Source organism: Paenarthrobacter sp. NPDC092416, assembly GCF_044755025.1.
In the GTDB taxonomy this organism is placed as follows: domain Bacteria; phylum Actinomycetota; class Actinomycetes; order Actinomycetales; family Micrococcaceae; genus Arthrobacter.
In genome coordinates this window covers 673,419-699,632 of record NZ_JBIVQG010000001.1, presented here as the reverse complement: position 1 = coordinate 699,632, position 26,214 = coordinate 673,419, and the positions used below count along the sequence as shown (strand labels likewise).

15 protein-coding genes and 2 tRNA genes are annotated in these 26,214 nt (G+C 62.8%); 4 read left to right on the top strand and 13 right to left on the bottom strand.

The features are described 5' to 3' along the window. Positions 1-10 precede the first annotated feature (10 nt). Both ACIQC5_RS03125 and ACIQC5_RS03120 read right to left on the bottom strand, forming a co-directional pair. On the bottom strand, positions 11-811 hold the full coding sequence (locus tag ACIQC5_RS03125; protein WP_400278329.1) for an electron transfer flavoprotein subunit beta/FixA family protein: 801 nt from the start codon (positions 809-811) through the stop codon (positions 11-13). 271 nt (positions 812-1,082) lie between these two features. Continuing rightward, positions 1,083-2,720 carry a trypsin-like peptidase domain-containing protein gene (locus ACIQC5_RS03120; RefSeq protein WP_400278327.1) on the bottom strand — a complete coding sequence of 546 codons (1,638 nt, stop codon included), beginning with the start codon at positions 2,718-2,720 and terminating at the stop codon, positions 1,083-1,085. Between the two features lie 323 nt (positions 2,721-3,043). Here ACIQC5_RS03120 and ACIQC5_RS03115 point away from each other — a divergent pair, with 323 nt between their 5' ends. Beyond that, positions 3,044-5,089, top strand: a complete 2,046-nt coding sequence (locus ACIQC5_RS03115) for a TPM domain-containing protein (protein WP_400278325.1) — start codon at positions 3,044-3,046, stop codon at positions 5,087-5,089. Positions 5,090-5,188: 99 nt separating this feature from the next. Then, a complete protein-coding gene (locus ACIQC5_RS03110; RefSeq protein WP_400278323.1) occupies positions 5,189-5,977 on the top strand; it encodes a PspA/IM30 family protein in 789 nt (262 codons plus the stop codon). 92 nt (positions 5,978-6,069) lie between these two features. Here the strand turns inward: ACIQC5_RS03110 and ACIQC5_RS03105 are convergent, their stop codons facing one another. The 5 genes from ACIQC5_RS03105 to ACIQC5_RS03085 form a co-directional block, all read right to left on the bottom strand. Beyond that, positions 6,070-6,888 carry a GntR family transcriptional regulator gene (locus ACIQC5_RS03105; RefSeq protein ID WP_400278321.1) on the bottom strand — a complete coding sequence of 273 codons (819 nt, stop codon included), beginning with the start codon at positions 6,886-6,888 and terminating at the stop codon, positions 6,070-6,072. Between the two features lie 216 nt (positions 6,889-7,104). Then, positions 7,105-7,178, bottom strand: a tRNA-Met gene (locus ACIQC5_RS03100). 159 nt (positions 7,179-7,337) lie between these two features. Next, positions 7,338-7,411: transfer RNA gene (locus ACIQC5_RS03095), tRNA-Met, on the bottom strand. Positions 7,412-7,639: 228 nt separating this feature from the next. After that, positions 7,640-10,630, bottom strand: coding sequence for a UPF0182 family protein (locus ACIQC5_RS03090; RefSeq protein WP_400278320.1), 2,991 nt, complete (start codon positions 10,628-10,630; stop codon positions 7,640-7,642). A gap of 131 nt (positions 10,631-10,761) precedes the next feature. Continuing rightward, the gene (locus ACIQC5_RS03085) at positions 10,762-11,898 is read right to left on the bottom strand and encodes a PDZ domain-containing protein (RefSeq protein ID WP_400278319.1); all 1,137 of its coding nucleotides are present in this window, start codon (positions 11,896-11,898) and stop codon (positions 10,762-10,764) included. Positions 11,899-12,110: 212 nt separating this feature from the next. On the opposite strand from ACIQC5_RS03085, the gene ACIQC5_RS03080 reads away from it, so the two are divergent. Next, positions 12,111-13,547, top strand: coding sequence for a zinc-dependent metalloprotease (locus ACIQC5_RS03080; RefSeq protein ID WP_400278318.1), 1,437 nt, complete (start codon positions 12,111-12,113; stop codon positions 13,545-13,547). A 47-nt stretch (positions 13,548-13,594) separates the two neighbouring features. Here the strand turns inward: ACIQC5_RS03080 and ACIQC5_RS03075 are convergent, their stop codons facing one another. From ACIQC5_RS03075 to nudC, 3 genes are read right to left on the bottom strand one after another with little or no spacing between them, the layout of a single operon-like run. Then, positions 13,595-14,203: a M48 family metallopeptidase gene (locus ACIQC5_RS03075; RefSeq protein ID WP_400278317.1), complete on the bottom strand. Its 609-nt coding sequence runs from the start codon at positions 14,201-14,203 to the stop codon at positions 13,595-13,597. Between the two features lie 11 nt (positions 14,204-14,214). Then, positions 14,215-16,347: an ATP-dependent DNA helicase UvrD2 gene (locus tag ACIQC5_RS03070; RefSeq protein ID WP_400278315.1), complete on the bottom strand. Its 2,133-nt coding sequence runs from the start codon at positions 16,345-16,347 to the stop codon at positions 14,215-14,217. Continuing rightward, positions 16,344-17,333, bottom strand: a complete 990-nt coding sequence (nudC, locus tag ACIQC5_RS03065) for an NAD(+) diphosphatase (RefSeq protein WP_400278314.1) — start codon at positions 17,331-17,333, stop codon at positions 16,344-16,346. Before nudC ends, ACIQC5_RS03070 begins: the two co-directional genes overlap by 4 nt. A 186-nt stretch (positions 17,334-17,519) precedes the next feature. Here nudC and ACIQC5_RS03060 point away from each other — a divergent pair, with 186 nt between their 5' ends. Beyond that, a complete protein-coding gene (locus ACIQC5_RS03060; RefSeq protein ID WP_400278312.1) occupies positions 17,520-18,866 on the top strand; it encodes a phosphotransferase in 1,347 nt (448 codons plus the stop codon). 19 nt (positions 18,867-18,885) lie between these two features. Here ACIQC5_RS03060 and ACIQC5_RS03055 read toward each other — a convergent pair whose 3' ends face one another. Genes ACIQC5_RS03055 through ACIQC5_RS03045 form a run of 3 tightly spaced genes read right to left on the bottom strand, consistent with a single transcriptional unit; the run spans position 18,886 to position 26,203 of the window. After that, positions 18,886-22,428, bottom strand: a complete 3,543-nt coding sequence (locus tag ACIQC5_RS03055; protein WP_400278311.1) for an ATP-dependent helicase — start codon at positions 22,426-22,428, stop codon at positions 18,886-18,888. Beyond that, positions 22,425-25,790 (bottom strand): ATP-dependent helicase, encoded by a 3,366-nt coding sequence (locus ACIQC5_RS03050; protein ID WP_400278310.1) that lies wholly within the window; start codon positions 25,788-25,790, stop codon positions 22,425-22,427. The genes ACIQC5_RS03055 and ACIQC5_RS03050 overlap by 4 nt, the downstream gene beginning before the upstream one ends. Next, entirely contained in the window at positions 25,787-26,203 is a 417-nt protein-coding gene (locus tag ACIQC5_RS03045) for an MGMT family protein (protein WP_400278309.1), read from the bottom strand. Before ACIQC5_RS03045 ends, ACIQC5_RS03050 begins: the two co-directional genes overlap by 4 nt. Positions 26,204-26,214: the final 11 nt, after the last annotated feature.

The window sequence follows — 26,214 nt, the reverse complement described above, 5'->3', positions numbered from 1 at the left end:
TGGGGTCCTCTTAGAGCAGCTTCTGGGCGGCCAGGAAATCGACAAGCTGAATGCCGGCGTCGCCTTCGTCGGTGATGATGGTGCCTGCAGTGCGCGGCGGCCGTGCCTCGGCGGTCTCCACGACCGTCCAAGAACCGGCAGCACCAACCTGGGAAGCATCCACTCCGATATCGGCCAATGTCAGCGAAACGATCTTCTTCTTCTTGGCTGCCAGGATGCCCTTGAAGTTCGGGTAACGGGGCTCGTTGATCTGGTCCGTAACCGAGACGAGGGCCGGAAGCTGTGCTTCCACCGTGTCCGAGTGGGCATCGCCGTCGCGGCGGGCAACAACAGTACGCCCACTGACTTCGAGGCTGGAAGCGAACGTCAGTTGCGGAAGCGACAACCGCTCTGCCAGCTGCGCCGGAACCAAAGACGTCTCACCGTCCGTGGAAGCCATGCCTGTCAGGATAAGGTCCACCGGGCCGTCGGCTGCGATGTGCCGAATAGCTGCGGCAAGCGCCAGTGACGTTGCTGCAGCGTCGGATCCTGCCAAAGCGTCATCGCTGAGGTGGACACCCGCGAAAGCACCGATTTGGAGCGACTTCTTCACAGCGTTGACGGCACCTGCCGGTCCCATGCTCAAGGCGATGACTTCGTTGCCCGCCTTCGCGCCGCCGCGTTCTTCGGCAAGCTGCAAAGCCGCCTCCAGCGCGTACTCGTCCAGCTCGGACAAGATGCTCTCATCGCGGTCGGTTGTGTTGCCAGGTCCGGTGATGTGCCGGTCGAACTGCGCGTCCGGGACGTGCTTGACCAGAACGACAATCTTCAATGTCTCTTCCACTGTCTTCGAAGCAGCCTTCCATGCTTGTGGACGGCCAACCGCAACAGCGTGGCCGTGAATTACCCAGCGCGTGGGCTCGTCCTAGCTAAGCATATTGCCCGCAGAAAGCCACTGCCCGCGTTAACCCCTGTTTCATCCGCCTGCCCCTCGCGGGCGATGGCACTCCAAGCCGGGAGCACCCATGCCGGGGACGGCTCGACGGCGGGCCGCACCGTTGTGGTGCCGCCCGCCGTCGTTGTTATGTTCCTGACTGAACCGCCTACTGCTGCGCGGCGTCCAAGGTCACTTCGACCTCCTGCGACTGGCCGTTGCGCTGGATGGTCACCTTCACCTTGGCACCCGCCGACTGTTCTCGGACGGCCGCGGTCAACTGGTTGGGATCGCTCACGGTGTAATCGCCGAACTTGGTGACAACATCGCCGACCTTGATGCCGGCCTTGGCGGCGGCTGAGCCGCTCGTCACGGACGCTACCTCGGCGCCGACCGAGAATCCTGAGTCACTGCCGGTGGAGGACTTGGAGCGAACGGACACACCGAACTGTCCGTGGCTGGCCTTGCCGGTGTCGATGATTTCCTGTGCCACACGCTTGGCGTGGTTGATCGGGATGCTGAAGCCCACGCCGATGTTTCCGCTCGAAGAGTCCGACGTGCCGCTGCCGGCCGATGCGATGGCCACGTTGACGCCGATGATCTCACCCTTGCTGTTCACCAGGGCGCCGCCGGAATTACCCGGGTTGATGGCAGCATCAGTCTGGATCACATTGATGGAAATGGAGCCTTCGTTGGCGGTCGTCTGGCTCTGGCCACCACCCGGAGGAGCAAATTGGAAGCCTTGGTCACCACCCTGGGAATTGTCGGCGCCTTCCTTCGGAGCGGCTGACGATGCGACGCTGATGGTGCGGTTGAGCGTGGAGACAATGCCGTCCGTCACCGTTCCGGTGAGGCCCAACGGGGAACCGATCGCGACGGCGGTGTCCCCTACGTTGATCTTCGAAGAGTCACCGAGTGTGGCCGGAACCAAACCGGACGCATCATCAACCTTGATCACCGCGAGGTCTGACAGGGGGTCGGTACCCACCACCGTGGCCTTCAGCACCTTGCCGCTACTGGTGCGGACCTCGATGGCCGCGTTCGACGTCGCACCATCCAGTGTGACGACGTGCGTGTTGGTCAGGATGTGACCTTGGTCGTCGATGATGATGCCGGAACCTGTTCCGCCCTCACTCCCACTTGTTGCCTTGATGGTGACAACGCTGGGCGAAGCCTTTGCAGCAGCGGCAGTAATGACGTTGACGTCATCCTTGTTGTTGACGATCACAGTGCTGGGCTGGCTGCCGGTGGCCGTGGCCGGAGCTGTGTTGTCGAAGAGCATGTTGCTGCCCGCGACCACGCCGCCGCCCACCAGGCCGGCCGCCAGGATGCTCGCCACCAGAGTTCCAACACCAAAGGCCGGCTTACGCTTTGTGGCTACCGAAGAGTGGCCCGTGGCCTGCTGAGTTCCTGGCGCCTGCTGTGGGGCGCCACCGTAGAACGGCTGGTGCTGTGGGTAGCCGGGGCGCGGAGCGCCGTACGGTTGGCTGGAGCCGTATTGCGGCTGGGGCTGATGGCCTGCTGGCGCCTGGTGTTGCTGGATGGTGGGCTGTTGGGCCTGTGTGGAGGGCTGGTGCTGCTGGGTGGTGGGCTGTTGGGCCTGTGCGGCCGGAGGCTGGAAGGCCGGCAACGGAGTGGTGGTGTGGGTGGCGTTCTCAGCAGGCGCATCCTGACCTGTGCCCTGTCCAGCGTTCCAAGCAGGCTGGTGCTGCGTGGCGGACGTATCCGCGTGGGTGTCGGCCGGCTGCTGCGACCCTGAAGGATCGCGGTCCTCTGGTACTTTGCCCTGCGCTGGGTTCTCCGTCATGGGTCTTCCTTTCATCCTCGTCTCCCACAACTATGGCCCCTCTTACTGGAACAAAAGCGGACGTTCGCTGGGAGCTTGCTGAAAGCCATGGGGGTCACCCGAAAAAGCTTCCAATTCCGGCCTTAACGCTTGCGGAACATGGCTTTCTCCTATATTTCGCTGGTGGCATATTCGCTGCTGTGGACGGGTCAGGGGGTGCACCATAGAATCAAGAGGAATTGCCACAGCGACCTGCGGCTTTACACACCATGCGTGGGGGCGCTGAGCATTCTGTGACGATTGGTTCGCCTTGTTCCAGTCGCAGACGTGCTGAAGGGTTGCACATGCGGTCAATGTTTAAACGTGTACTCGCCGTGATTGGCGTGGCTGGAATGTTGGCCCTCCCGGCCACTGCAGCCTGGGCCGCAGATCCGGTGACCATACCGTCCGGCCAAAATATCGTGGACGATGCCAATGTTCTGGGCAGTCGTAAGGCCGAAGTCCAGGAATCGATCCAGAAACTTCTCAAGGACCACAAGTACAACCTTTACGTTGTCACCGTTACCTCCTTTGAGAACCCCTCGGTACCTGAGGACTGGGCAGAGGCCGTTGCTAGCAAGAAGAAGATGGGCAAGGCCGATGTCATCCTTGCCATCTCCACGGCAGGTCAGTACTACTTTGCGCCGAATTCCGCGAGTGCTATCTACTCCAAGCGCTCTAACATCACGCAGAACGCTATCGTGGCCAACCTTGCTGGCGGCAAGAAGGACTTCGCCCAAGCGGCGATCGATACCGCAGCTGCCATCGGCGATGCCGCTGGTGGCGGCAGTGGCACGGTACCCAGCGGCAACGGAAGCGTCGGCGTCCTGGTTGGCGCCGGCGTTGTAGCAGCTGGTGGCGTGGGCACGTACTTGTACTTGCGGAACCGCCGCAAGAAGGGCCAGGCTTCCAGCGCCAGCTACGGGCCACAAGGCGAACAGCTGGATCCGCTATCCGGACTCAGCATCCCCGAACTCCGCCAGAAGAGCGGCTCCCTCCTGATCGAGGCTGACGATGCCATCAAGTCCAGCGAACAGGAACTCGGCTTCGCCCAGGCACAGTACGGCGACTCTGCAGTTGGCAACTTCACCAAGGCCCTGCAGGAAGCCAAGGGACATATGACGGAGTCGTTCAAGTTGCAGCAGCAGCTGGACGATCACATCCCGGACACCGAGGAACAACAGCGCAGTTGGCTCGGCGAAATCATCCGCCGTTCAGAGGCTGCCCTTGCGTCGCTGCGCGAGCAGAAGGCCGATTTCGACTCGCTGCGCGAACTGGAAAAGAATGCCCCGCAGGCTCTTGCCGCAGTGGCATCCGGAGCCAAGGACGCCGACGCGAAGATATCGAGCGCAGAGCAGTCGCTCCAAGGACTCCGTGCCAAATACGCCGACTCGGCACTGGCCCAGGTTGCCGACAACATCACCCAGGCCAAAGAACGTCTCGCGTTTGTCCAGAATGCCACCACAGCGGCCCAGGAGAAGTTGGCAACCGGTGAGAACAGTCTGGCTGCTGTGGCGGTCCGGGCAGCGGAAGAGAGCCTGCACCAGACCAACGTCCTGATCGATGCCATTTCAAAGACTGCGGGCAGCCTGGACGAGGCCCGGGCATCGCTCGAAGGTGCCGTCGTTGAAACAAGCCAGGACCTCGCGCAGGCCAAGGCCATGATCCAGTCGGGCGAACACCCGGAACTCGCAGGTCCGGTAGCAGGCGTTGAGTCTGCACTGGCACAGGTCAAGGCTGAAATTCAAGGCGGCAAGATCGATCCCATCGCCACACTTGCCCGGGTCGAATCTGCGCATCAGGCGCTGGACCAGTCGCTCTCGGGGATCCGGGACCAGCAGGAGCAGGCCCGCCGGGCACAGGCTTCCCTCCAGCAGACCATCATGGCGGCGCAGGCCCAGATCAGCGCGACCTCCGATTACATCACGGCCCGCCGCGGTGGCGTCGGAACCGAAGCCCGTACCCGGCTGGCTGAGGCGCAGCGCAACCTTGACTACGCCTTGTCAATCTCACGCAACGACCCCGTCACGGCCTTGACCTACGCCCAGCAGGCCCACTCTCTGGCAGCCCAGGCGGCACAGCTGGCGCAGGCGGACGTTGACCACTTTGGTTACGCGGACCAGGGCTACGGCCGTGGCGGCATGTTCGGCGGCGGCGGCGGCGGGCTCGGGGGTGCCATCCTTGGCGGCATCCTCATCAACTCGATCCTCAACGGCGGTGGCGGCGGCTGGGGCGGCGGCAACAACGACGGCGGCGGCGGTGGTGGCTTCTTCGGCGGCGGAGGAGACTCCGGCGGTGACTGGGGAGGCGGCGGCGGAGACTTCGGCGGCGGAGACTCCGGCAGCTTCTAGCTGGCACAGACTAGGTGGGGTCCATGCCCCATGTAGAGCGGTACAACAACTGATCACTGATTTCAGTGGGTTCCACTGAGCAGGACGAAAGGCAACACCATGGTTAAGCAGTCCATTTTCGGTCGGATCGCACAGCTCGCCAAGGCCAACATCAACGCCTTGTTGGACCAGGCTGAGGACCCGCAGAAGATGCTGGACCAGATGGTCCGCGACTACACGAACAACATTGCCGAGGCCGAGTCCGCTGTGGCGCAGACGATCGGCAACCTCCGCATGCTGCAGGCCGACTACAACGAAGACGTCAAGAACGCCCAGGACTGGGGCAACAAGGCTTTGGCAGCGTCCAGGAAGGCTGACGAGTACCGCTCAGCCGGCGACCCCGTTGATGCCGAGAAGTTCGACAACCTTGCCAAGGTCGCCATCCAACGCCAGATGACTGCAGAGGCCGAGGCCAAGTCTGCTGAGCCGAGCATTGCATCCCAGACCGAAGTGGTGGACAAGCTCAAGAGCGGGCTTGACCAGATGAAGAACAAGCTCAACCAGCTCACCGCAAAGCGCAACGAGCTCGTAGCCCGCTCCAAGACCGCCGCTGCCCAGTCCCAGGTGCACGACGCCCTCAAGAGCATCGACATCATGGACCCCACCAGCGAGGTTGGCCGCTTCGAAGAGAAGATCCGCCGCGAGGAGGCCAAGGTTCTTGGCCAGCAGGAACTCGCAGCATCCAGCCTGGACGCACAGTTCAACCAGCTCGAAGATCTCGGTGAGCAGACCGAGATCGATGCCCGTCTGGCCGCACTGAAGTCCGGCGGTGCCAAGCCTGCCATCGGTGCCGGGGCTTCAGCAGCCAGCGGCGCAACCGTCGACGAAGCCGACTTCGACAAGCTCTAGGACGGAACGGGCGCAACGCCCGGCGTCGTACCGCCAAAATACGAATGGCCGGACCCTCAGGGGTCCGGCCATTCGTATTTTGGGGCGCCCAGCTAAGGCTGCGGGCCCGATGCTCCGGCCTCCTGGCTGGGACCGACGTCCGTTGCCACCTCGGCACGAATCTCGAAACCTTTGGGGTGGAAGTAGGTCACCGTACACTCCAGGACTTCTCCGTGCGGCCCCAACGTGGTTCGCTCCAGGCGAGGCACCATAGGGAACTCCCGCACGTTCAATGCGTCGGCAAGATGGTCCGGAGGAGCATGCATGGTGACCGTGATCTCAGCGCGCGCGAGGGGCTTCAGGGTCCGGTCCTGGATCACCTGGTAGATGGAGTTCCGTTCAGCATCCGCAAGGCTGATGTGGCGTCCTACCTGTGACGGGATGAAAATCTCTGCGATGGCGTACGGCCAGCCTCCGCTGGAGTACGAGCGTCGGATCACAAGGACCAGGTTGTCATCCGATACCAACTTGGCCGGAACAGTGTGGTCCTTCTCCATCCATTTGTATTCGATCAGGCCCTTGACGGTCTTCATGCCTGCGGCCGTGAAGGTTTCCATAAAAGGTGCCAGGCGGTTCAGCATCCGCACCGGCCTTTGGGCCATGACGAATGTGCCCTTGCCTTGCCGGCGAACCAGGAGCCCCTTCGCCACCAAGGTCTCGATGGCCTTTCGGACGGTTGTCCGGCTGATGCCGTACTCGTCCATGAGCGACTCTTCGGTGGGGATCCGGGACCCTGGCTCGAGACGGCTGATGTGATCCGTCAGGACGTCCGCCATCTGCTGGTACACGGCAACAGGGCTGTCCCGCTGAAGTGCAGCCGTGCCCGGGCCCTGTGCTCGTTCAAGGCCCCGTTGGTAGTCTTCGTCGACCATGTGGCCTTCCCCGTCGATTCGTGCGTGTGACTGATGCGTGTCACTGACATATGCACCGCTGATCCCGCATCGATGCTAGCACCGGCCCCATCCCGGCTTGCCCTGTCGGCGCCGCCCCCGGGCGGGAAACGTGGGCCGCCAACCCAGAAGACGTGGACGACGGGCAAAACAAAAGGTCCGGATCAGTGTTTCCACTGATCCGGACCTTTTCTCCAGTTGCGGGGACAGGATTTGAACCTGTGACCTCTGGGTTATGAGCCCAGCGAGCTACCGAACTGCTCCACCCCGCGTCGCAAGAACAACTCTACCGCACCCAACAGGGTGCTTATGACCACTTCGGGGGCAAGGTGCTGTAGATCACTTGAGCGCTTCCGGGCTCTAAAAGAATGTAGCCGGCAAAGCAAAAAGGTCCGGATCAGTGTTTCCACCGATCCGGACCTTTTCTCCAGTTGCGGGGACAGGATTTGAACCTGTGACCTCTGGGTTATGAGCCCAGCGAGCTACCGAACTGCTCCACCCCGCGTCGCAAGAACAACACTACCGGCAGGTGAATGCGAGACCAAATCCTGGCGACGTGATGTGCATCTCCCCTGGCCTGTCCATGTTCGGTTTGGCCCGCCGTCGGGCGTTATGACCGGCCACCGGGCGTCTCCTGGGACGCCAAAAGGCCGGTGCCCGCCCCGTGAGGAGCGGCCACCGGCCTCTGATCGCGACCAGCAGGCTATGGATGCCCGTCAGTCATGTGGTGCCGTCAGTTGCTTGGCGACGGCGACGGCGTAGCGCTGGGAGTAGCGGTTGTGGTTGGCGTCGGTTCTGGAGTGACGCCCAAGCGGGTTTCAGCTTCCAGAGCCTTCTTCAGGGCTTCCGAGAGCTTGGTCTGCTGCTCGCCGTATCCAGCGAAGTCGCCCTTGGCCAAGGCGGCCTGGCCGTCCTGGATCGCCTTGTTGGCCTCGTCCAATGCGGCCTTCAAGTCAGCTTTGGCATCCGTCGGGCCCGTCGGCGTGGTGCCGGGAGGAGTCGTTGGCGTCTGCCCGGTATTCGCGGAATCACCAGCGGTAGCACCCGAATCGCCACCGAACAATTGATCCAGCGCCGCATCCAGGGTGGGCGCGAAGCCGATCTTGTCACCGAAGGCCACCAAAACGCGTTGCAGCGTTGGATAGGACGTTTCACCGGTGGACTTCAAATAGACAGGCTGGACGTAAAGCAAGCCGCCCGCAACAGGAAGCGTCAACAGGTTGCCGTTCAACACGTCCGATGCACCCTGACGCAACAGGTTGAGCGCTTGGGAAACGGTGGGATCAGAGTTGAACTTGTTCTGGGCCTGGCCTGGACCAGGCACCTGCGTATCGGTTGGCAACTGAAGCAGACGCAATTGGCCGTAGCTATCGGCCTTAACACCCTTTTGGTTGCCAGCATCTGAATCTGCTGCGAGGAACCCGTAAAGAATGTTCCGGGCGTTATCGCCAACCGTCTGCGGGATGAACGAGGACGTCAGCTGGAACGCAGGCTTGTCCTGGTCCGGCATCTGCAGAGACATGTAGAACGGCGGTTGCTTGACTGCCTCAGACACGGTGGGATCGTTCGGAACACTCCAGGCGTCGTTGTTCTGGTAGAAACTGTCAGCGTCGGTAACGTGATACCGGCCAAGAAGTTCGCGCTGAACCTTGAAGAGATCTTCGGGGTAGCGGACGTGGCTCATCAAATCGCCGGACATTTCCGAGTACGGCTTGATGACGGTCGGGAACACCTTCTGCCAAGCCTTCAGGATCGGGTCCTTGTCATCCCAGGCGTAGAGCGTCACCGAACCGTCGTAGGCATCCACGGTGGCCTTGACCGAGTTCCTGATGTAGTTCACGGAACTGTTCGGCAACGCGACGGTCCTGCCGGCGCTGGTCTGGGAATCAGCCGTTGCGTTCTGCAACTGCTGAGGCTGTGAGTACGGGAAGTACTGGCTGGTGGTGTAACCGTCCACGATCCACTTCACGCGGCCGTCCACAACGGCCGGGTAGGCATTGCCGTCAACCGTCAAGTACGGCGCCAGCTTCTCGACGCGATCCCGCGGGTTGCGGTCATAGAGAATCTGGGACTCCTCGTTCACGCCGTCCGAGAGCAGCAGGTCCGAGGACTGGAACTTGATGGAGTAGAGGATCCGGTTCAGCCAGTTCCCAACATTGGGGCCGCCGTTGCCGGTGAACGTGTACTGCGTTTCGCCGCTGCCTTCACGGCCGGCAGGACGGTCCTGCTCGCGATGCGGGGCACCATCAGGGGCACCTACCACCGAATATTCCGGAGAATTCTCGCCGAAGTAAATGCGGGGCTCGTAGCTGGTGTCGTTGCCCAGTACGCCGTTGGACGGGATGCCCGACTGCAGGAATTCCGGCTTTCCGTCGACCGTGAACTTGTTGCCCTTGGCGGCAACGACGCCATATCCATGGGTGTAGACGATGTGACGGTTCACCCAGGTTTGCTGGGTGGCGCTCAGGCCCTCGGGATTCAGCTCTCGAACCGCAATCACCGTGTCCTGGACCTTGCCGTCGATGGTGTACCGATCAACGTTCAATGTCTTGGGGAACTGGTAATACGGACGGTACTGCTCCAGCTGGGAGAACGCGGAAGAGATCAAGTTAGGGTCCAACAGACGAATGTTGGCCGCCGTCTGGGCATCCTTTGCGAGTGCACCGCTGGTTGCGTTGGTGGTGGCGTTATAGGCAGACACGGCGATCTTGTCCAGACCATACGCCGCCCGCGTCATATCGATATTCCGGTCAATGAACTCACGCTCGAGGGTGTTCTCGGACGGACGGACCTGGAACTGCTGGATGACCCAGGGGTACACGCCACCGGCGAGGATGGCAGTGATGACCAGCATTGCCGTGCCGATCACCGGCAACCGCCAGCGGCCAATGACAGCAGCAACAATGAAGAGAATGGCCACGAGGCCGGCAGCCACGGCAAGGATCGCTTTGGTGGGGACCACGGCGTTCACGTCGGTGTACAGCGCACCGGCCCAACGGCCCGAAGAGCTCTGCACAGTGGTGTAGCGGTCCAGCCAGAAGTTGACACCCAGCAGCAACAGGAAGAACGCACCCGTCACGGCGATGTGGATTTGGGCAGCGCGGCTGGTGAAGATGCCGCGCTCCATGAGCCTGATACTGCCGTAGAGGTAGTGCGTCAGGATCCCGGCGATGCCGGCAACCACTGCGATGCTGATGAGGAACCCGGTGACAAATCCCAGGAACGGCAGCGACATGAGGTAGAAACTGATGTCCATGTTAAAGAGCGGATCAGTCTGGCCGAACGGCTCCTGGTTGAAGAACAGCAGGACTTTCTGCCATTGGCTGGCTGCCGCACTACCGGCAAAAAGGCCGAAGAGGATAGGCAGGCCAATCATAACAACGCGTCGCACAGGCTCAAGTTGTGCCTGGTAGCGGTTCAGGTTGTCCCGCGACTCTGCGTCAGGTGCGTAGACGGGGCGGGCGTGGTACGCGATCCTGATGGCATAGAAAACGGCGGCAAACATCATCGCGAAGCCAACCAGGAAGGTAATGATCCTGGCCAGATTTTCGCGGACGTAGACTTCGAAGAAGCCCAGCTGCTGGTACCAGAGGACGTCAGTCCACACATTGGCGAAGAAAATGAAACCGACGACGGCCACTGCCACGACAATGAGCGTCGGAGTCAGGGCACCTCGTCTCAGCGGCGATCTTCCGGGCGGGTTGGAGCTGGCGGGACGGGACAAACTCTGTACCTCATTGGTGGTCGTCAGTTAACAGTCGGAGTGCGTGAGTCTGACAGCCCATACCTGTTTAGCGATGGCAGAGGCCGTCATATATGCCACGAGTGGCGGTGGAGCTAAGTTCCACCGTCAGTCTAGTTGTTTGTGCAGGTGGGAAGGCCTGCCGTGTCTTTCCCTGAACCGAGTCGCTCCACAGCTGCCTTCGCATCAGCCAGGGTTTCAACCTTGACCACTTGCAGTCCATCCGGAACATGGCCAATGACGTCGTCGCAGTTTGCAGCCGGCGCGAGGAACATCGTGGCCCCGCCTTGCCGGGCCCCGATCATTTTCTGCGCAATTCCGCCAATGGCGCCTACGCCGCCGTCGGCGGTAATGGTTCCGGTCCCCGCCACGTGCTTTCCGCCAGTCAGGTCGCCCGGAGTCAGGTTGTCCACGATGCCCAGAGCGAACATCATGCCTGCGCTCGGGCCACCCACATTGTCCAACGAGATGGTGACGTCAAAAGGGAACGTGAAGTCACTGGCCAGGAGTAGTCCGAGGACGTAGCGGTTCGCGGAGTTCTTGATGGGTGTCACGGTTTCAGTGACTTGAGTGCCGTTCCTGTCGACGACGACGACTGCCGGGGCCCCCGCGCCGGCCGCGAGTTCTGCCTGAACGACGCTCATGGATGCGACCGGCTTGCCGTTGACCGACATCAGAAGGTCGCCCTCCTGGATCTTCCCGGTTGAGGGAGAACCCTCCGAAAGGCCGGCCACCGTCAGTTTCTGTTCGAAAGGGATGTCCAACTCCCGGAACGCAGCGGCCACGGCGTTCTCCTGCGATGTTTCCATCGCGATCTCACTCTGCTGGACCGTTTGTTCAGCCGTAGTACCCTTCGGATAGATCAGCTCTTCCGGATAGACCGCCTTTGCCGGGTCCAACCAAGCTCGGAAGACATCAAAGATCGTGGCCGGAGTCTTCGGGCCGCCGGTCATCACCACTGTTGTGAGGTCCAGGTTGCCCTTCGCTGGAAAGGCCTCGTGGCCCGAGATGCTGATCACCGGCTTGTCGCCGTCCCGCCCGAGAGTGTTGAAGACGGGGCCGGCCGACTCCACAACATAAGGTACGGGCAGCGCTGCCGCTCCGACTCCAAGGCCAAGAGCGAGCAATCCCGAGACCACCATGATCATGTACCGGTTGTCGCGCGGTGGTTCCGCGGGCGCGGCAGGGGGATCGGCGTCGAGCGTTTCACTCGGTTCGACGGACCCCTCAGGGGCTGGAGGAGTAATCATCAAGGGCCTCTCTGTGCCGGCATTCCGCTCGCGACACCATGGCTCCTGCCGCTGGGGGCGGCGACGGGCACGTACCAAACATCCACACTACGCGGTCAGGCCGCCTGAGGCTGCTTTGCCTACAGCGAACTACGCCGCTTACGGGCAGACAGCACTGACACAGCGCGGTACGGTGAAAGTGATCACCAGCCAGTTCGACGATCGGCGGCACCATGACCTCCAACCCCAACAATCCGTCCAACGACGACGACACACCCAAGGATCCGCTGGCAGAAATGCTGCAGAACCTGATGGGCGGCCAGGGCATGGGCAATATCGATCCTGCCGAGCTCGCGAAGGCTGCTGGCCTGCCTAATGACCCGCAATTGCTGCAGCAAATGTTCTCCCAGGTGCAGGCGATGATGAGCTCTACGTCGGACGGTCCGGTGAACTGGCAACTCGCCCACGAGAACGCGCGTCGTGTTGCAGCCGCGGGCAGCGACCCGTCGGTCAATGCCCAGCAGGCTCGTGAAATCGACGAGGCACTTCGGCTCGCCGAGCTGTGGCTGGACCCCGTGACGGACCTGTCGGCTACAGGACTCATGGGCCGCGCATGGTCCCGCGCCGAATGGGTCGAAGCAACCCTCGGCACGTGGAAACGGTTGACCGAGCCCGTCGCCAACAGCATTGCCAACGCTCTGTCCGATGCGCTGACACAGCAAATGCCCGAGGAAATGAAATCCATGATGGGCGGCGCCTCCTCCATGCTGCAGAACATGGGTGGTGCGATCTTCGGAATGCAGCTGGGCCAGGCCATTGGCGCGCTCTCGGCAGAGGTCGTCAGCTCCACTGACATCGGCGTCCCGCTCGCCGATCTGGAAATGGCCTTGCTTCCGGCAAACGTGGCCAAGTTCGGCGAAGGCCTGAGCCTCCCCGAAAACGACGTTCGGTTGTTCCTCGCGGTCCGCGAAGCAGCGCATGCCCGGTTGTTTGTCCAGGTTCCGTGGCTGCGCGGGCATCTGCTCGGCGCTATCGAAGCATACGCGCGCGGCATCCACATCGATATGTCCCGCATCGAAGACCTCGCCCGCGACCTTGATCCGAGCAATCCGGAAGGCATCCAGGAGGCTCTCTCCCAGGGCGTCTTTACCCCGGAACGCACACCAGTCCAGACCGCTGCACTCGAGAAGCTCGAAACCGCCCTTGCTTTGGTCGAGGGGTGGGTAGACGAGCTGACTGCGGCCGCCACGGAAAAGGTTCTGCCATCCTCCACGGCCCTCCGCGAAACCGTGCGTCGCCGCCGTGCGACGGGTGGGCCGGCCGAGCATGCGTTCTCATCGCTTGTGGGACTGGAACTGCGTCCCCGCCGGCTCCGCGAGGCCGCAACTTTGTGGGCAACCCTCAAAGAGGAGCGCGGCATAGAGGGTCGCGACGCCATCTGGCACCACCCGGACCTGCTGCCGACGGGCGAGGACCTTGACGATCCGAAGGGCTTCTCGGAGCGCCGCCGCCTGGCTGAGGCCAGCGACAGTGAAGTGGACGATGCTTTGCAGAAGCTCCTCAGCGGCGGTTACGACACCCCCGCCGAGGACGCATCGGAGGCCAAGGATGGGACTGGCTCCAACGACGCGTCGCCTGATGACACCGATTCCCAGGAACCACCTAAGTAATTAAGAGTTGTGGTCGTTCCTGCGCGTCAGGACGACCACAACCGGGCCTACCAGCCTTCCTCACCTGCTGATGTTTCGACGTCAGCGTCGGGAGCCAACCCCCGGGACGTGGCAAAAGCCACGCCTTCCAAAAACGCCTTGGCCCGCTGGGTCTCCGGATATGCCTCCAGCAAACGCCAAAACGCGGCGTTGTGCCCGGCCACCAACAGGTGAGCCAGCTCGTGCAGCAGCACGTAGTCGATGACCCACTGCGGCATGGGTTGAAGCTTGTTCGAGAGCCGGATGCTGCCGTCCGCCGGGGTTGCCGATCCCCACCGCGAGTTCTGGTTGCTAACCCACCGCACCGACGTCGGGACAGCCCTCCCGCCCAGATACGCGGCGGAGAGCCTGGCGGCATGCTGCTCGAGGTCCTGATCGGTGGCAGGCCGGCGCTTGCCTGGCACGCTGCTCCGACGATCACCCTGCTTCTTCAGCTTGTCCAGCATTCGCCGGACCCATTCCTGTTCCTGCGCTCTGGTGAAGCTGGCCGGGATGGCCACGACGGCGTTGCCATCCTCCCAGAAGGCCGCTACCGTCCTGCGGCGACGGGCCGAGCGACGGACGACTACCGGGGCGCCGTCGTCAGTGGTCTTGGGGACGCCACCGTCAGTGTTCACTGCGTGCCTCACTATGCGTCAGTACTCTCCGCGAGGACCGCCAGAACCGCTTCGCCGTACCGCTCGAGCTTCGACGGACCCACGCCGGCCAGTGCCGCCAGCTCATCGAGCGAGGCCGGACGGGCCTCGGCAATGGCCGTTAGGGTAGCGTCCGTGAACACCACATATGCTGGCACTTCAGCGGTCTTCGCTTCGTCCAGCCGCCACTGCCGCAAAGCATCGAAGGTCTGTTCCTCGTACGTGGGCGGGCACTGGTTGCAGCGCCCCACTTTACGCTCGGCCCCGGTACCGAGCATGCTTCCGCACACCCTGCACGACGCCGGTGCTGCGGCTTTCCGGCGCGTCGGCCCAGTACGGTTGCGGGCATTGGCGGACGCCACAGAGTCGGGGCGAAGGCCGTCGAGGAAACGTGAGGGTTTTCGGTTTGCTCGTCCGCCGGGTGTACGCGCGGTGGACCAGGACAAGTTCAGGTGTTCGCGTGCGCGGGTGATCCCGACATAGAGAAGGCGGCGTTCCTCATCCACATCTTCCGGTGCGTCCGCGAAGGAAATCGGCATAAGGCCTTCGCTGAGTCCCACAAGGAACACCGCATCCCATTCGAGGCCCTTGGCCGCGTGCAGCGAAGCCAGCGTCACACCTTGGACGGTGGGTGCATGTTGGGCCACCGAGCGTTCCTGGAGTTCGTTAACGAACTCAGCCAACGTAAAGGCTTCGCCGCGGCTGACGGCAAGTTCGTCTGCCAAGGCGACCAAAGCAGCCAACGACTCCCACCTCTCGCGAAGCGCTCCCCCACTATGGGGAGCGGCGTCGCTGTACCCCAGCGAGGCAACGATGTCGCGAACAACCTGGCCTAGTGGCTCAACGGGTCCCTCAGCAACCGCGCGGGTTGCCGCCCGAAGCTGCAGAATGGCGTCGCGGACTTCCTTGCGGGCGAAGAAGCGCTCGCCACCGCGAAGTTGGTAACCAATGCCGGCCGATGCCAAGGCTTGCTCGTAGGCTTCCGACTGGCCGTTGGTACGGAACAGGATCGCGACCTCGCTCGCCTTGACCCCGGCGTCCAACAGCTCCTTGATCCTGCCGGCCACCACCGCGGCCTCGGCTTCGTCATCCGGGCATTCCATGAACTTCGGTTCTGGTCCGGACGGCCGCTGTGCAACGAGCTTCAGTGGCGGCGCCCAGGCGGCATCGGCCACTGGTCCCCCGCTTCGCCGGGAGCCCAGGAGTTCGTTGGCCAGCTTCACAACTTGGGGAGTAGATCTGTAGTCGCGTATGAGCTTGACCACGTTGGCGGCCGGATATTGGGCCTTGAAACCCAACAAATGCTTGGGCGAGGCGCCTGTGAAGGAATAGATGGTCTGGCTTGCATCGCCAACGACGCACAACTCGTCCCTGCCACCGAGCCACAGCTCCAGAAGCCGCTGCTGGAGCGGCGAAACGTCCTGGTATTCGTCCACCACAAAATGGCGGTACTGCTCCCTGACCGTTGCCGCAACCTTCGGGTCTTCCTGGAGGATGCCGACAGTGATCAGCAAAACGTCCTCGAAGTCGATCACATTCCGGTCCGTCTTAATATCCTCGTAAGCCTGGAACACTCTTGAGACCGCCGTCAGGTCAAAACCACCCGGGGTCCCCCGATCCTGTGCATTCTCGAGATAGTTCGCCGGAGTCAGCATGGACACCTTGGCCCACTCGATCTCCGCAGCAAGATCCCGGATGGAAGCGCGGTCTGTACTCAACCGAAGCCTGCGGGAGGCCTCTGCGATCATGTTGGCTTTGTGGTCCAGGAGGTTCGGCAGGGTGCCGCCAATCGCTTGCGGCCAAAAGAACTGAAGCTGCCGCAAAGCCGCCGCGTGGAAAGTACGCGCCTGAACATTGGCCACCCCGAGATCCCTCAGGCGGCTGCGCATCTCGGCGGCCGCCCTTGCCGTAAACGTCACAGCCAGCAAACGCTGTGGAGTGTAGACACCGGAGTGGACGCCATAAGCGATGCGGTGCGTTATGGCACGGGTCTTGCCTGTCCCTGCTCCGGCCAAGACACACATGGGGCCGTTGAGCGTGCTGGCGACCTCCCGCTGCTCGTCATCCAGCCCCCCAAGGATGCGATCCTCAAGTGAGACGTCGGACTCAAAAATTCCCTCCGTCACGGCAGGAGGTCTTCGATAACGCCGCCGTACCAGTGTTCGATGAGTGAGCGTGCGATGGACAGTCGCGTGGAGATGGTGATCTCGCCACTGAGCACGGCTGCCTGCAGCTCTTCGCGGCTGAACCAGCGCGCGCGGGTGACCTCAACGCCGTCGGGCCGCGCATCGGCGTCGTTGGTGGTTGCCGTGAAGCCGAGCATCAGCGAAGCCGGGAACGGCCAAGACTGAGAGCCAAGGTATTGGCAGGCAGTGACGCGCACGCCGACTTCTTCCGCGATTTCACGGACCACGGCCTGTTCAAGGGATTCACCGGGCTCAACGAACCCGGCGAGCGTGGAATAGTTCTTGGCGTCCACAGGGCCCCCACCGCCAAGCAGGAGACGGCCGTCCGGGCCCACGACCGTCACAATGATGGCAGGATCTGTCCGGGGATAGTGCTCTGAATTGTCAGCAGGGCACCGCCGGACCCAACCGCCGGCTTCGATATCTGTGGGGACGCCGCACTGCGGGCAGTGAGTGTGGGTGGCATGCCAGTTTGAAATGGCGCTGGCCTCGATGAACAAAGCCGTGTGCTGGGCATCCAGACGGCCAGCTACTTCCCGGAAGCCTGCCCACTCTGCATCCGCCGGAACCAAAGCCGATCCCGGCACCGGCGGCTCCGCCACTGTGAAGAGCAGTATCGGTGTACCCTCCGCAGGCGACGACGGACCCGCGGTGGTGCCCAAATAGATAGCGACGACGGGTCCGAGCTCGGCCGCCTGGAGAGCCTGCCACAGCGGGCCGGCATCGCCGAACCAAAGACCATCGGAGGAAACCAAGGCCTTGCGTTGGGAAATCACCATGGCTTTGGCAGTTCCGGAGGCGAGGAGGTCCTCCACCATGCCGGGCTTCATGCGGATGGCGGAACCGCGGTCCACCATGGCAGGGCGCACTGGAAGAACGGTATCCATCAGGTGGTTGGCCAGCGCCGGCGACTCCGCGTAACTCATGTATCTACCGTACTGACTCGCACCGACAAAGAACATTTGGAGAAACGCCTCAGGAATGCACTTTGAGGCCTCAGCGGGCCGGTGGACCAGGTACGCGACGGTACTTTTGCCCTGTTTTCCTGCGGATCTCAAGACTCGCCGCACTACATCATGGCCAGAAGCGTCAGTCAATCTACCGTGGAAGGCGTGAGAAGAACACCGCTCGAACTGGCCGCAGTAGCAACCGCGGCGGTGCCTGGCCTGGCGCCGACGGCTACAGCTTATTCCCCCGACGACGACGCTGATTTCGACTCGGCGTTGCTGCTCGACGCGGAAGGTAAGCGCTGGCGCGTCCGTTCGCCACGACATCCTGAGGCCAGCACGCGTCTCGAGACGGAGTTCATGGTTCTGCGCGCCTTCATACCTGCCATCCGCGCCGAACTGCCTTTTCATGTTCCGACCATTGCCGGCACAGTCCGCCAAGGTGCACTCACCACGTTCGTTTACGCCCACCTGCAGGGAAGCACCCTGACGATCGAAGAGTTGTCCGCCGGCAGCCCGGCCCTCGCCCAGGAAGTTGGCGCGGCTTTGGCTGCCGTGCATGATTTGCCGTTGGCCTTGGTCAACAACGCCGACCTGCCCAGCTACTCGGCCAATGAGTTCAGGCAGCGGAAGCTCAACGAACTCGACCAAGCCGCAACGACAGGAAAAATCCCGCCTGCGCTGCTTCGTCGTTGGGAGCACGCGCTCGAAGACGTCGCACTGTGGCGGTTCAACCCTTCAGTAGTCCATGGTGACCTGCACGAAGACAACATGCTGGTTCACAACGACACAGTGACTGCGCTGACAGGCTGGACCGACCTGCGGATCGGCGACCCCGCCGATGACTTCGCCTGGTTGGTGGCTTCCAACGAGCAATCGTTCGTCGATGCCGTCCTGAAGCACTACTCCTCTGCGCGCAGGGACACCCCGGACGCCCACTTGATTCGCCGTGCCGCCCTGCTCGCGGAGTTTGCCCTGGCCCAATACTTGGTGAAGGCCATGGCTGCCGGGCACCGGGACATGACTGCCGAAGCCGAGTCCATGCTGCGCAGCCTGGCCGATGACATCCAAGAGCATGTCAACCAAGAGCTGGCCGAACAGGAGCTGGCTGCCCAAGAGTTGGCGGCCCGGTCCCTAGTTGAACACAATGGCGCGGAGTCCAGCAGGGTCGGCACCGTTGCGGGCGCCGTTGGTCCGTCCGCCGCCCAGTCCCCGGCGTCCACACAATCCAAGGCACCGGCAGTGACTGTCGCCGCCATTCCCGACGCTGGACCAACTGTGACGGTGGAGGCCATCCCTGAAACCGAAATCCCGTCAACACCGGTGATGCCCGCCGTGATCGACCAAGCATCCCGGCCCCCCGAGACAGATGCTGGGGCTGCAAACACGGACTCGATGACAGACAACGACTCGACAGGCAGTGACGAGTCCGCATCAGCCCACGACGACACGTCCACAACTGCACTCAAAATTGTTGATGTAACACCCCTTCATTCGGCGGACCGGACCTAGCGGGCAGGTAGCTGCCGGCCTAACGCTTGATGGCTTCACCGCTTCCGTTGCTCTGCGCCAAAGCGTGGGCGATGATGGCTTCCAGTTCCTCGGCCGTGCCGAGATCGTGTGGCCTCACTACTGCATCTTCTGTTACGTAGTAGAATGCGGCGCTGACCTCGTCCAGAGAAATGCCTTTAAGGCGGGCCCAGGCCAAGCGATATACCGCGAGTTGGACGGCGCGTGTTGCCAGTTGCTTCCCGGACGGTCGCCGTCCCGTCTTCCAGTCGATGAGTTGCCAGCGGCCGTCGGCATCGACGAAGACGGCGTCGATCCTGCCTCGAACCACGACGTCGCCGATCCTTGTCTCCACGGGCACTTCAACGAACGCCGGAGCGCGATGGGCCCACTCGGACTCTTTGAACGCAGCAACCATGTGGTCCAGGCCGTAGGCCTCGTCAATGTGAGCATCCGAGCCCGGCGCTTCGTCAAGATCGAGCATGCCGGAGGTGCCGAAGTACTCCTCCACCCATGCATGGAACGCGGTTCCCTTGCGCGCAGATACGCCGGGCTCCCGGGGCACGGGGCGGCGAAGCTGGCGTAGCACGGCTGCAGGATCAGCCCCGAGATCGACGAAGAGCGACGCAGATATGTGGCTTGGAAGGTGAACGTCCTGAATCGGTTTCCTATGACGTTGACGCTCCAGCAGCAGGCTTGCTTCCTCGGACCAACGTCCCGACATGCCCTGCGCCTGCTCGGCGGCGGATCCTGATTCGTACTCCGCAAGGAAGCTCCGGACCATCTCTGCCGCACGGTCCATGGCGAGTCGTCGACCAGGTACGAGTCGGAGCCGTGCGCCGGTCCGGGGATCGCATGGACCCTCCAAGGGGTCGTAGGGAAACTGCGCCACTTCCACGGTGCTGGTGAGTGGGCTGGTTTCCGGCAACGCTTCCTCGGCGACGGACTCCCGGTGGATCATCGCAGAGACGAGTGAAGTTTGGCCGGATCCAGAAGCGGTTCCGGCCGAACCCTCGACGCTGGCGAGCGGGGCAAGTTCCGACAGGAACGGTGACATCTCCGCCATCCCGGAGCGTGAGCCATTCCAGGCTGCGCTGGACACCCAGAGGACAAATTTGGCACGGGTGTAGGCCACATAGGCCAATCGCCGCTCTTCGGCCTCGCCATGGTGCTGGACGTCCGACTTGAAGTCCTTCTCAGCATCCAACCACCCCTTCTGGTCTGGCTGGTCAAGGTCCCACTGTGGAAGGTCCGCCCGGTCGCCCCGCAATGGCCATGGCAGGGCGGCTGCGCCGCTGCTCCACCTCGAGTCCCTGCTGCTGGGAAAGGACCCGGCGTTGAGGCCCGGCACGAAGACAACGTCCCATTCCAGGCCCTTGGACGCGTGGACCGTCAGCAACTGAACGGCCTCACGGTTGGTCTCGATGGGGGCGATGTCCAGTCCGCCTTCCTCCCCGGCAGCGGCCTCCAGCCACGAGAGGAACGCCAGCAAGTCAACGCGCTGTGAGGTCTGCAGGAATCCCGCGGCTGCGTCCTGAAAGGCATCCAGGTTTCGGCGCGCTTGATGGATACTGATGCCGGGTTTTGCCGCGACTTCAATATCGAGGAGCATGGCACGCTCCACTTCACCGAGCAGCGTGCTGAGGTCGTCGCCTATATAGCTGCGCAGGGACCTGAGTTCGTGTGACAGCGTATTCAGGCGCTCCAGTGCCACATTGCTGAGGGACCGCCCCTGTCCGGACGTCCAGCCCGGCCGCGGCAGGAAGTCCAGCGCTTCGACGAGGCTCGCTGCATCCGTGATGTCGCTTTCAACCACGGCCACTGATTCGTCACTGAACTCAGTGCTGTCCGCCGCGCCTGAGGGGCCCGAACGGCGTCGGGCAAGGAAACGGGACCAATCGCTGAAGGCCATCAAATCTGCTGGCCCGATGCGCCAGCGGGCGCCGGCGAGCAGCCGCATCAACGCATCCGAGCGCCCCGGGTCCGCCAGGACCCTCAGCGTCGACACCAGGTCCACGATCTCTGGAGTGTCGAGCAGGCCGCCCAATCCAACGATCTCGTAGGCGATGCCTTGGAGTTCAAACTCCCGGCGGAGGCATTCCATCTGGGCCCTCCGGCGGCACAGGACGGCCATGGTCGGCCTGACCGCAGTTCCGTCTTTCTCTTCTTCGAAGACTGTCCGCTGGTAGCGGCGGATGTCCCGGCCGATGACGGCGGCCTCGTCCTCGTCGGTAGCAAAACGGCCAAGGACGACATTCCCGTCGACGGCAGCGGGACTGGGATTCAGTGCGGGAACGGAGACGGTTCCTGCGCCGCCGCGTTCTCCCGCCGGGCCGACCGACGTGGCCGCCTTGTTCAGCGGCGCGGCAATGGTATTGGCTGCCTCGAGGATGTGCCGACCGTTCCGCCAGGCAGTCGTCAGGTAAGACGTGGGCGCCACGGAATAGTTCTCCGCCCCGGAGGAATCGACATCACGGACGGGGAATTCCCTCACGAAGTGGAAGAGCTGCCCGGCAGAGGCGCCCCGGAAACCATAGATTGATTGGTTGGGGTCGCCCACTGCGGTCACCGCATGTCCGCCGCTGAAGAGCCGGGAGAAAAGGACCAACTGAGCATGCGAAGTGTCTTGGAACTCGTCCAAAAGCACCACCTTATAGCGCGCACGTTCAGTGAAAGCAGCCAGAGGGATGTCACTCGCAATCCGCGCGGCCAGGGCAACCAAGTCACCGAAATCGAGGACTCCGCGCTGCCTCTTCGCCTGCTGGTAGCGGACGACCATGTCAGCCACACTCGCGCGCGTGCGGAGCATGGCTGCCAGTTCGCCCGCGGCCTGGGTGGGATTCTTCTTCGCCTGGGCAACATAGGGCAACCCTTCGAAGGTCTGCACCCGCTCCAGGACCCAGTCGCGGACAGCGGCGGGCTCCTGGAGATGCTCGGCACACTCCCCCGCCAACTGGATCACTGCGTTGACCAGGGTGGACTTCGCAGCAGTGAAGTGCTCATAGTCACCGTCGTAGGACTCCACGACTTCGCTGGCCAATTGCCATGACTGGGCCCCGCCCAGAAGGACGACGTCACGTTCGATGCCGAGCCGGAGGCCGTAATCGGCAACTATGCCGCTCGCGTAGGAATGGTACGTGGAAACCTTGGGGTCGAGGTCGTCCGCGCCCAGCAGGCCTTCGGGGAAGCCGAGGCTTCCGTTGTCCGCGGCCGCGATGCGCTGAAGGGTGGCCAGTTTGGAACGGATCCGGCTCGCCAGTTCGCCGGCAGCCTTGCGCGTGAACGTTACGCCCAGGACTTCCTCCGGCCGCACCCAACCGTTGGCCACAAGCCAGACCACGCGGTCTGCCATGGTCGCCGTCTTGCCGGACCCGGCTCCTGCAATGACAAGGCGGGGTGTCAGCGAGGACTCAATGATCGCCGCTTGTTCGTCGGTGGGGTGGTTCTTTTCGCCAAGAATGTCCGCAAGTTCAGACGGCGAAAAGCGCGGTACCGGAACCTCAGGAACTTCCCCAAGGGCACCGTCCACTCCGAAGTGAGGACCGCTCAGGAGCTCGGTTGTCATTCAGTGACCTGCTTTCCTCTGGCGCACAATGGGCAAACATCGGGGAGACGGCAACCATGTCCACCGTGGCCCGCCTTGGTGGGATCATGTCGGGCCTCAAACGTCGAACCGGCCATCAAAGCAGCGGCTTCGTTGACCAGTTCCTCTGCCCAGTTATCCGCTGCATCAAGAGGATCCTGCTGCTGCACTGCGGGAGTTTTCGTCTTGGTCCCGAGTTGGGCAAGGACTGCCCCGCCAGGGGCAGGGCTGGTCCCGCGCAAGGCGGGCTGCGCGGCGTCGTGCGTTGTTGCTCCGTTTACGGCGTCCTGGAAGGCGCCCTTGAGCACCGCCGCCTGATAGGCGCCCAACTGAGGGTGGCTGGCGACCTCGGCTTTACCCGGCTGACGTTTTCCTGTCTTGAGGTCAACAATCACCAGACGGCCCTCGCCGTCAATTTCCAAACGGTCAACCTGGCCTCGAAGAACAGCGTGACGAGTGGTGTCAGCGTCGTTGCCGGCTGCCACCGGATGCGGGCCGGCAAGATGCACGTCTGGAAGACTGACCTCAAAATCGTGCTCGACGGCCAGCAGGCTGCGGCCTTGGCTGCGCATGAGGAGGATGTACTGGGCAAGTTTGCGCACCATGAGTTCGGCCCGCTGATAGTCGAGTTTCCCTTCCCAATTGTCTTTCATGCCAAGTGCCGGCCAACGACGGGCGAGTTCTGCAACGTATTCGCCGCCCGAGGCGTCCGGTAGCTCTTGCGCAATGCTGTGGACCAGCGTGCCCAAACTGCGGGCAAAGTCAGTGGCTGCTTCACCGCCTGCTGCCTGCACAAACCAGTCCAGCGGGGATTTGTGCACGGTTTCCACCTTCGACGGTGAAACGTGGACGGTGGCACCTGGCGGCACCACGGCCTCCTCAGAACTAAGCGCTGCCAGTCCCCACCACGAATCCGGGTGTGCTCCCGGAACGGGCGGGACCACGCTCGCCAATCGGGCCAGGACTCGGGCGGCGTCCTGGGGTGATTGGCTCCCTGCACGTCCTCCGGTGTCCTCCTGCTGCGCGTGCTGCCTGAGCTCAGCGACGAGCGCGCGCAGGGTCATGGGACGGTCAACAGGCGTGTAGTCCCGTGCGTACTCGCCAGGGGCCAACGGCGCGACGTAGTCCAGGAAGGATGACGGCTGCTCGTCCTCCGAGGAAACAGCCGTGCAGATCAGCAGCTCCCTTGCCCGCGAGACTGCAGTGGAGAAGCTCCTCAACTCGTCATAACGAATGTCCCGTAGCCGGCTAAGCGGTCCCCGCCGAAGGGCATGTTCCACCCCGTGTTCCACGGCATCAGCGAACAGCGTGCTCCCCAGCAACTCGCCGCGCAAACGGGTGTTCGGCCATACGCCTTCTTGAAGGCCGGCGACGATGACCACTGGCCACTCGCGTCCGGCAGCACTGGCCGGTGTCATGATCTCCACGCACTCCTCCAGCTGCGCCCGGGCAGCAAGTGTGTCCATGGGCAATTCCTGATTTAGCAGGTATTCGAGGAATTGTTCCGGCCCGCACCCTGGAAGTTGGTCCACAAATCGTTCCGCGGTGTGGAAGAGCGCCATCATGGCGTCAAGGTCACGGTCCGCCCGGGCGGCTCCCGCGCCACCTTCAAGTGCCATCGACGCCCACCGGGACGCCAACCCTGTTGCCTGCCACAAGGCCCACAGGACCGACTCGGCATTGGCGCCCTGTTCTGCTGCAGCAGCCTTGCCCTCAGAAATCATCCGGGCCAGCCGCCGTGCGGAACTGCCTTCAATTCCCAAGGATGCCAGCGCTCCTGGCTCCAGCAAGGCCTCCACCAGCAAGGCGTCGCTGGATCGGCCACCCCCACCCAACAGTTCCTCGCGTCGAAGCGACTGTCGAAGCCTGCGAAGCTCAATGGCAGTGGCACCACCTATCCGGGAGGTAAGTAGGGATACAGCTGTTTCCGGAGTGAGCTTGGCCGGGTCAAGGACAACGCCGAAGGTCTCAAGCAGTGGCCGAACAGCCACTTCATCCCGCACTGCGGAATCCGCCACAGGGACTCGTACCGGAATGCCTTGACCGCTGAGATAGCGCTGCAGTTGCGAGATCTGGCCGCCGTTGCGAACAATCACCGCGATCTGTCCAAGCTCCCTGCCGTCCCGCAACTGCGCTTCCAGAATGCGCTGGGCAACGTACCGGAGTTCATGGACCGATGACGGCAGAATGTGGCCCTCAACGCGCCCGGCTGCCCGTTCTGCTGATCCAGGCGCCTCGCTGGGCGGCAGTTGTTCAAGCCGCCTGGCGAGTTGGCCGCCAGGGCGCTGCGATATGCGCGCCGCCACTCGGGTCCATGAATCTGCGACCTGAGAAGCGTGGCGATGCGTGTATTGGAGGGGCCGCTCCAGTACACGATGCCCGGGGCCGCCCAGAAGCGCCGGAAGTTCAGAAACCAGATCCGGGCGCGCCCCACGGAAACCTTGCACCACCGTGTCCGGCGAGTACGCCACCATGACGTCCTTGGCCTCCGCGATGTCCGCCATCAACTCGAAGACGGCAGGGTTCGACTCTTGGGCGTCGTCCACGATGATCAGCTGAAGGCGTTCCCGCTCTGCGGCCAGGAACTCCGGTGAATCCTGAAAAACCTGGCGTGCAGCGGTGATAATTCCGGCGGGGTCGAAAGCCTCGGGCATCCGGAGATCAAGGACATCGCGGTATTCGCCGTACAGTTCCGCCGCTGCCATCCAATCGGGCCGTCCGCATTCGTAGGCCAGACCCACCAAATCCTCAGCAGTACGCCCCGATTCTATGATGCGGTCGAAGAGTTGCCGGATCTCATGACGGAATCCTCGAGTGGGCAGTGCCGCGGCGAGGTCCTCCGGCCAGGGCAATTCGAAGCCGGGCCGGGCATGCCCTTCAAGGAGTTCCTTGATGATGAGGTCCTGTTCGGGGCCCGACAGGAGCTTGGGCGGACGCGGCAGCGGCAGGACTCCTTCTGCTTTGGCTCGCCGAATGACATCGAAGGCGTACGACGCCCAGGTCCGTGCCGGCGTCGTACTGAGGCTGCGGTCCAACCGCCCGGTAAACGTGTCACGCAACGCGGCAGCAGCGTGCCGGCCCGGCGCCAGTATGAGGATGCGTTCAGGGTCAACGCCGTCTTCCCGGACCCGGCGTACGGCGGATTCAACCAGCACCGTGGACTTTCCGGTCCCCGGTCCTCCCGGGACCATGACGGGACCGCTTCCCTGCCGCAGCGACACGACTGCACGCTGATCCGGAGACAATTCCGGTGGATCGAAATGGACCTCGCGGGGCGGAAGGAGCCGGAGGGCGGCAGTTGCCTGGCCTTCTTTGGTTGGTGCATTGGTAGCTGTTGCGGTCACACAGTCATTTCATCATCGTGCACCGACAATATATGGAGCTGACGCTCCAACTGGTCGGAGATCACATCAAGTTGGTCGAAGTCTGTATCCGAGGGGGTCCATCGCGCCAGGACAAGGTCAACGCGCCAGCGGCCCTCACCCGTGCGGGAAAATGCCTCGTAGGCACCGTGGAGTGGAGTTGACTCCTCCAGATAGTGGCGCAGCGCTTCCGCTTCATGCCCCTGAGGTGCTTCGCCGCTGGCCTTGAGGACACGCCACCATGCCACAGAACTTCCGTAGTGGCTCATGACCGCGCCAACCTGCCGTGGTCCGCCGGAGCCCAGCAGCTCGGCAACATCACCATAAGACACAGCCGCGCCGGGCGGAACGAGGTCCACGACGGCCAGCACTGCCGTCACATACTCCATCCGCATGTGACCAGCCT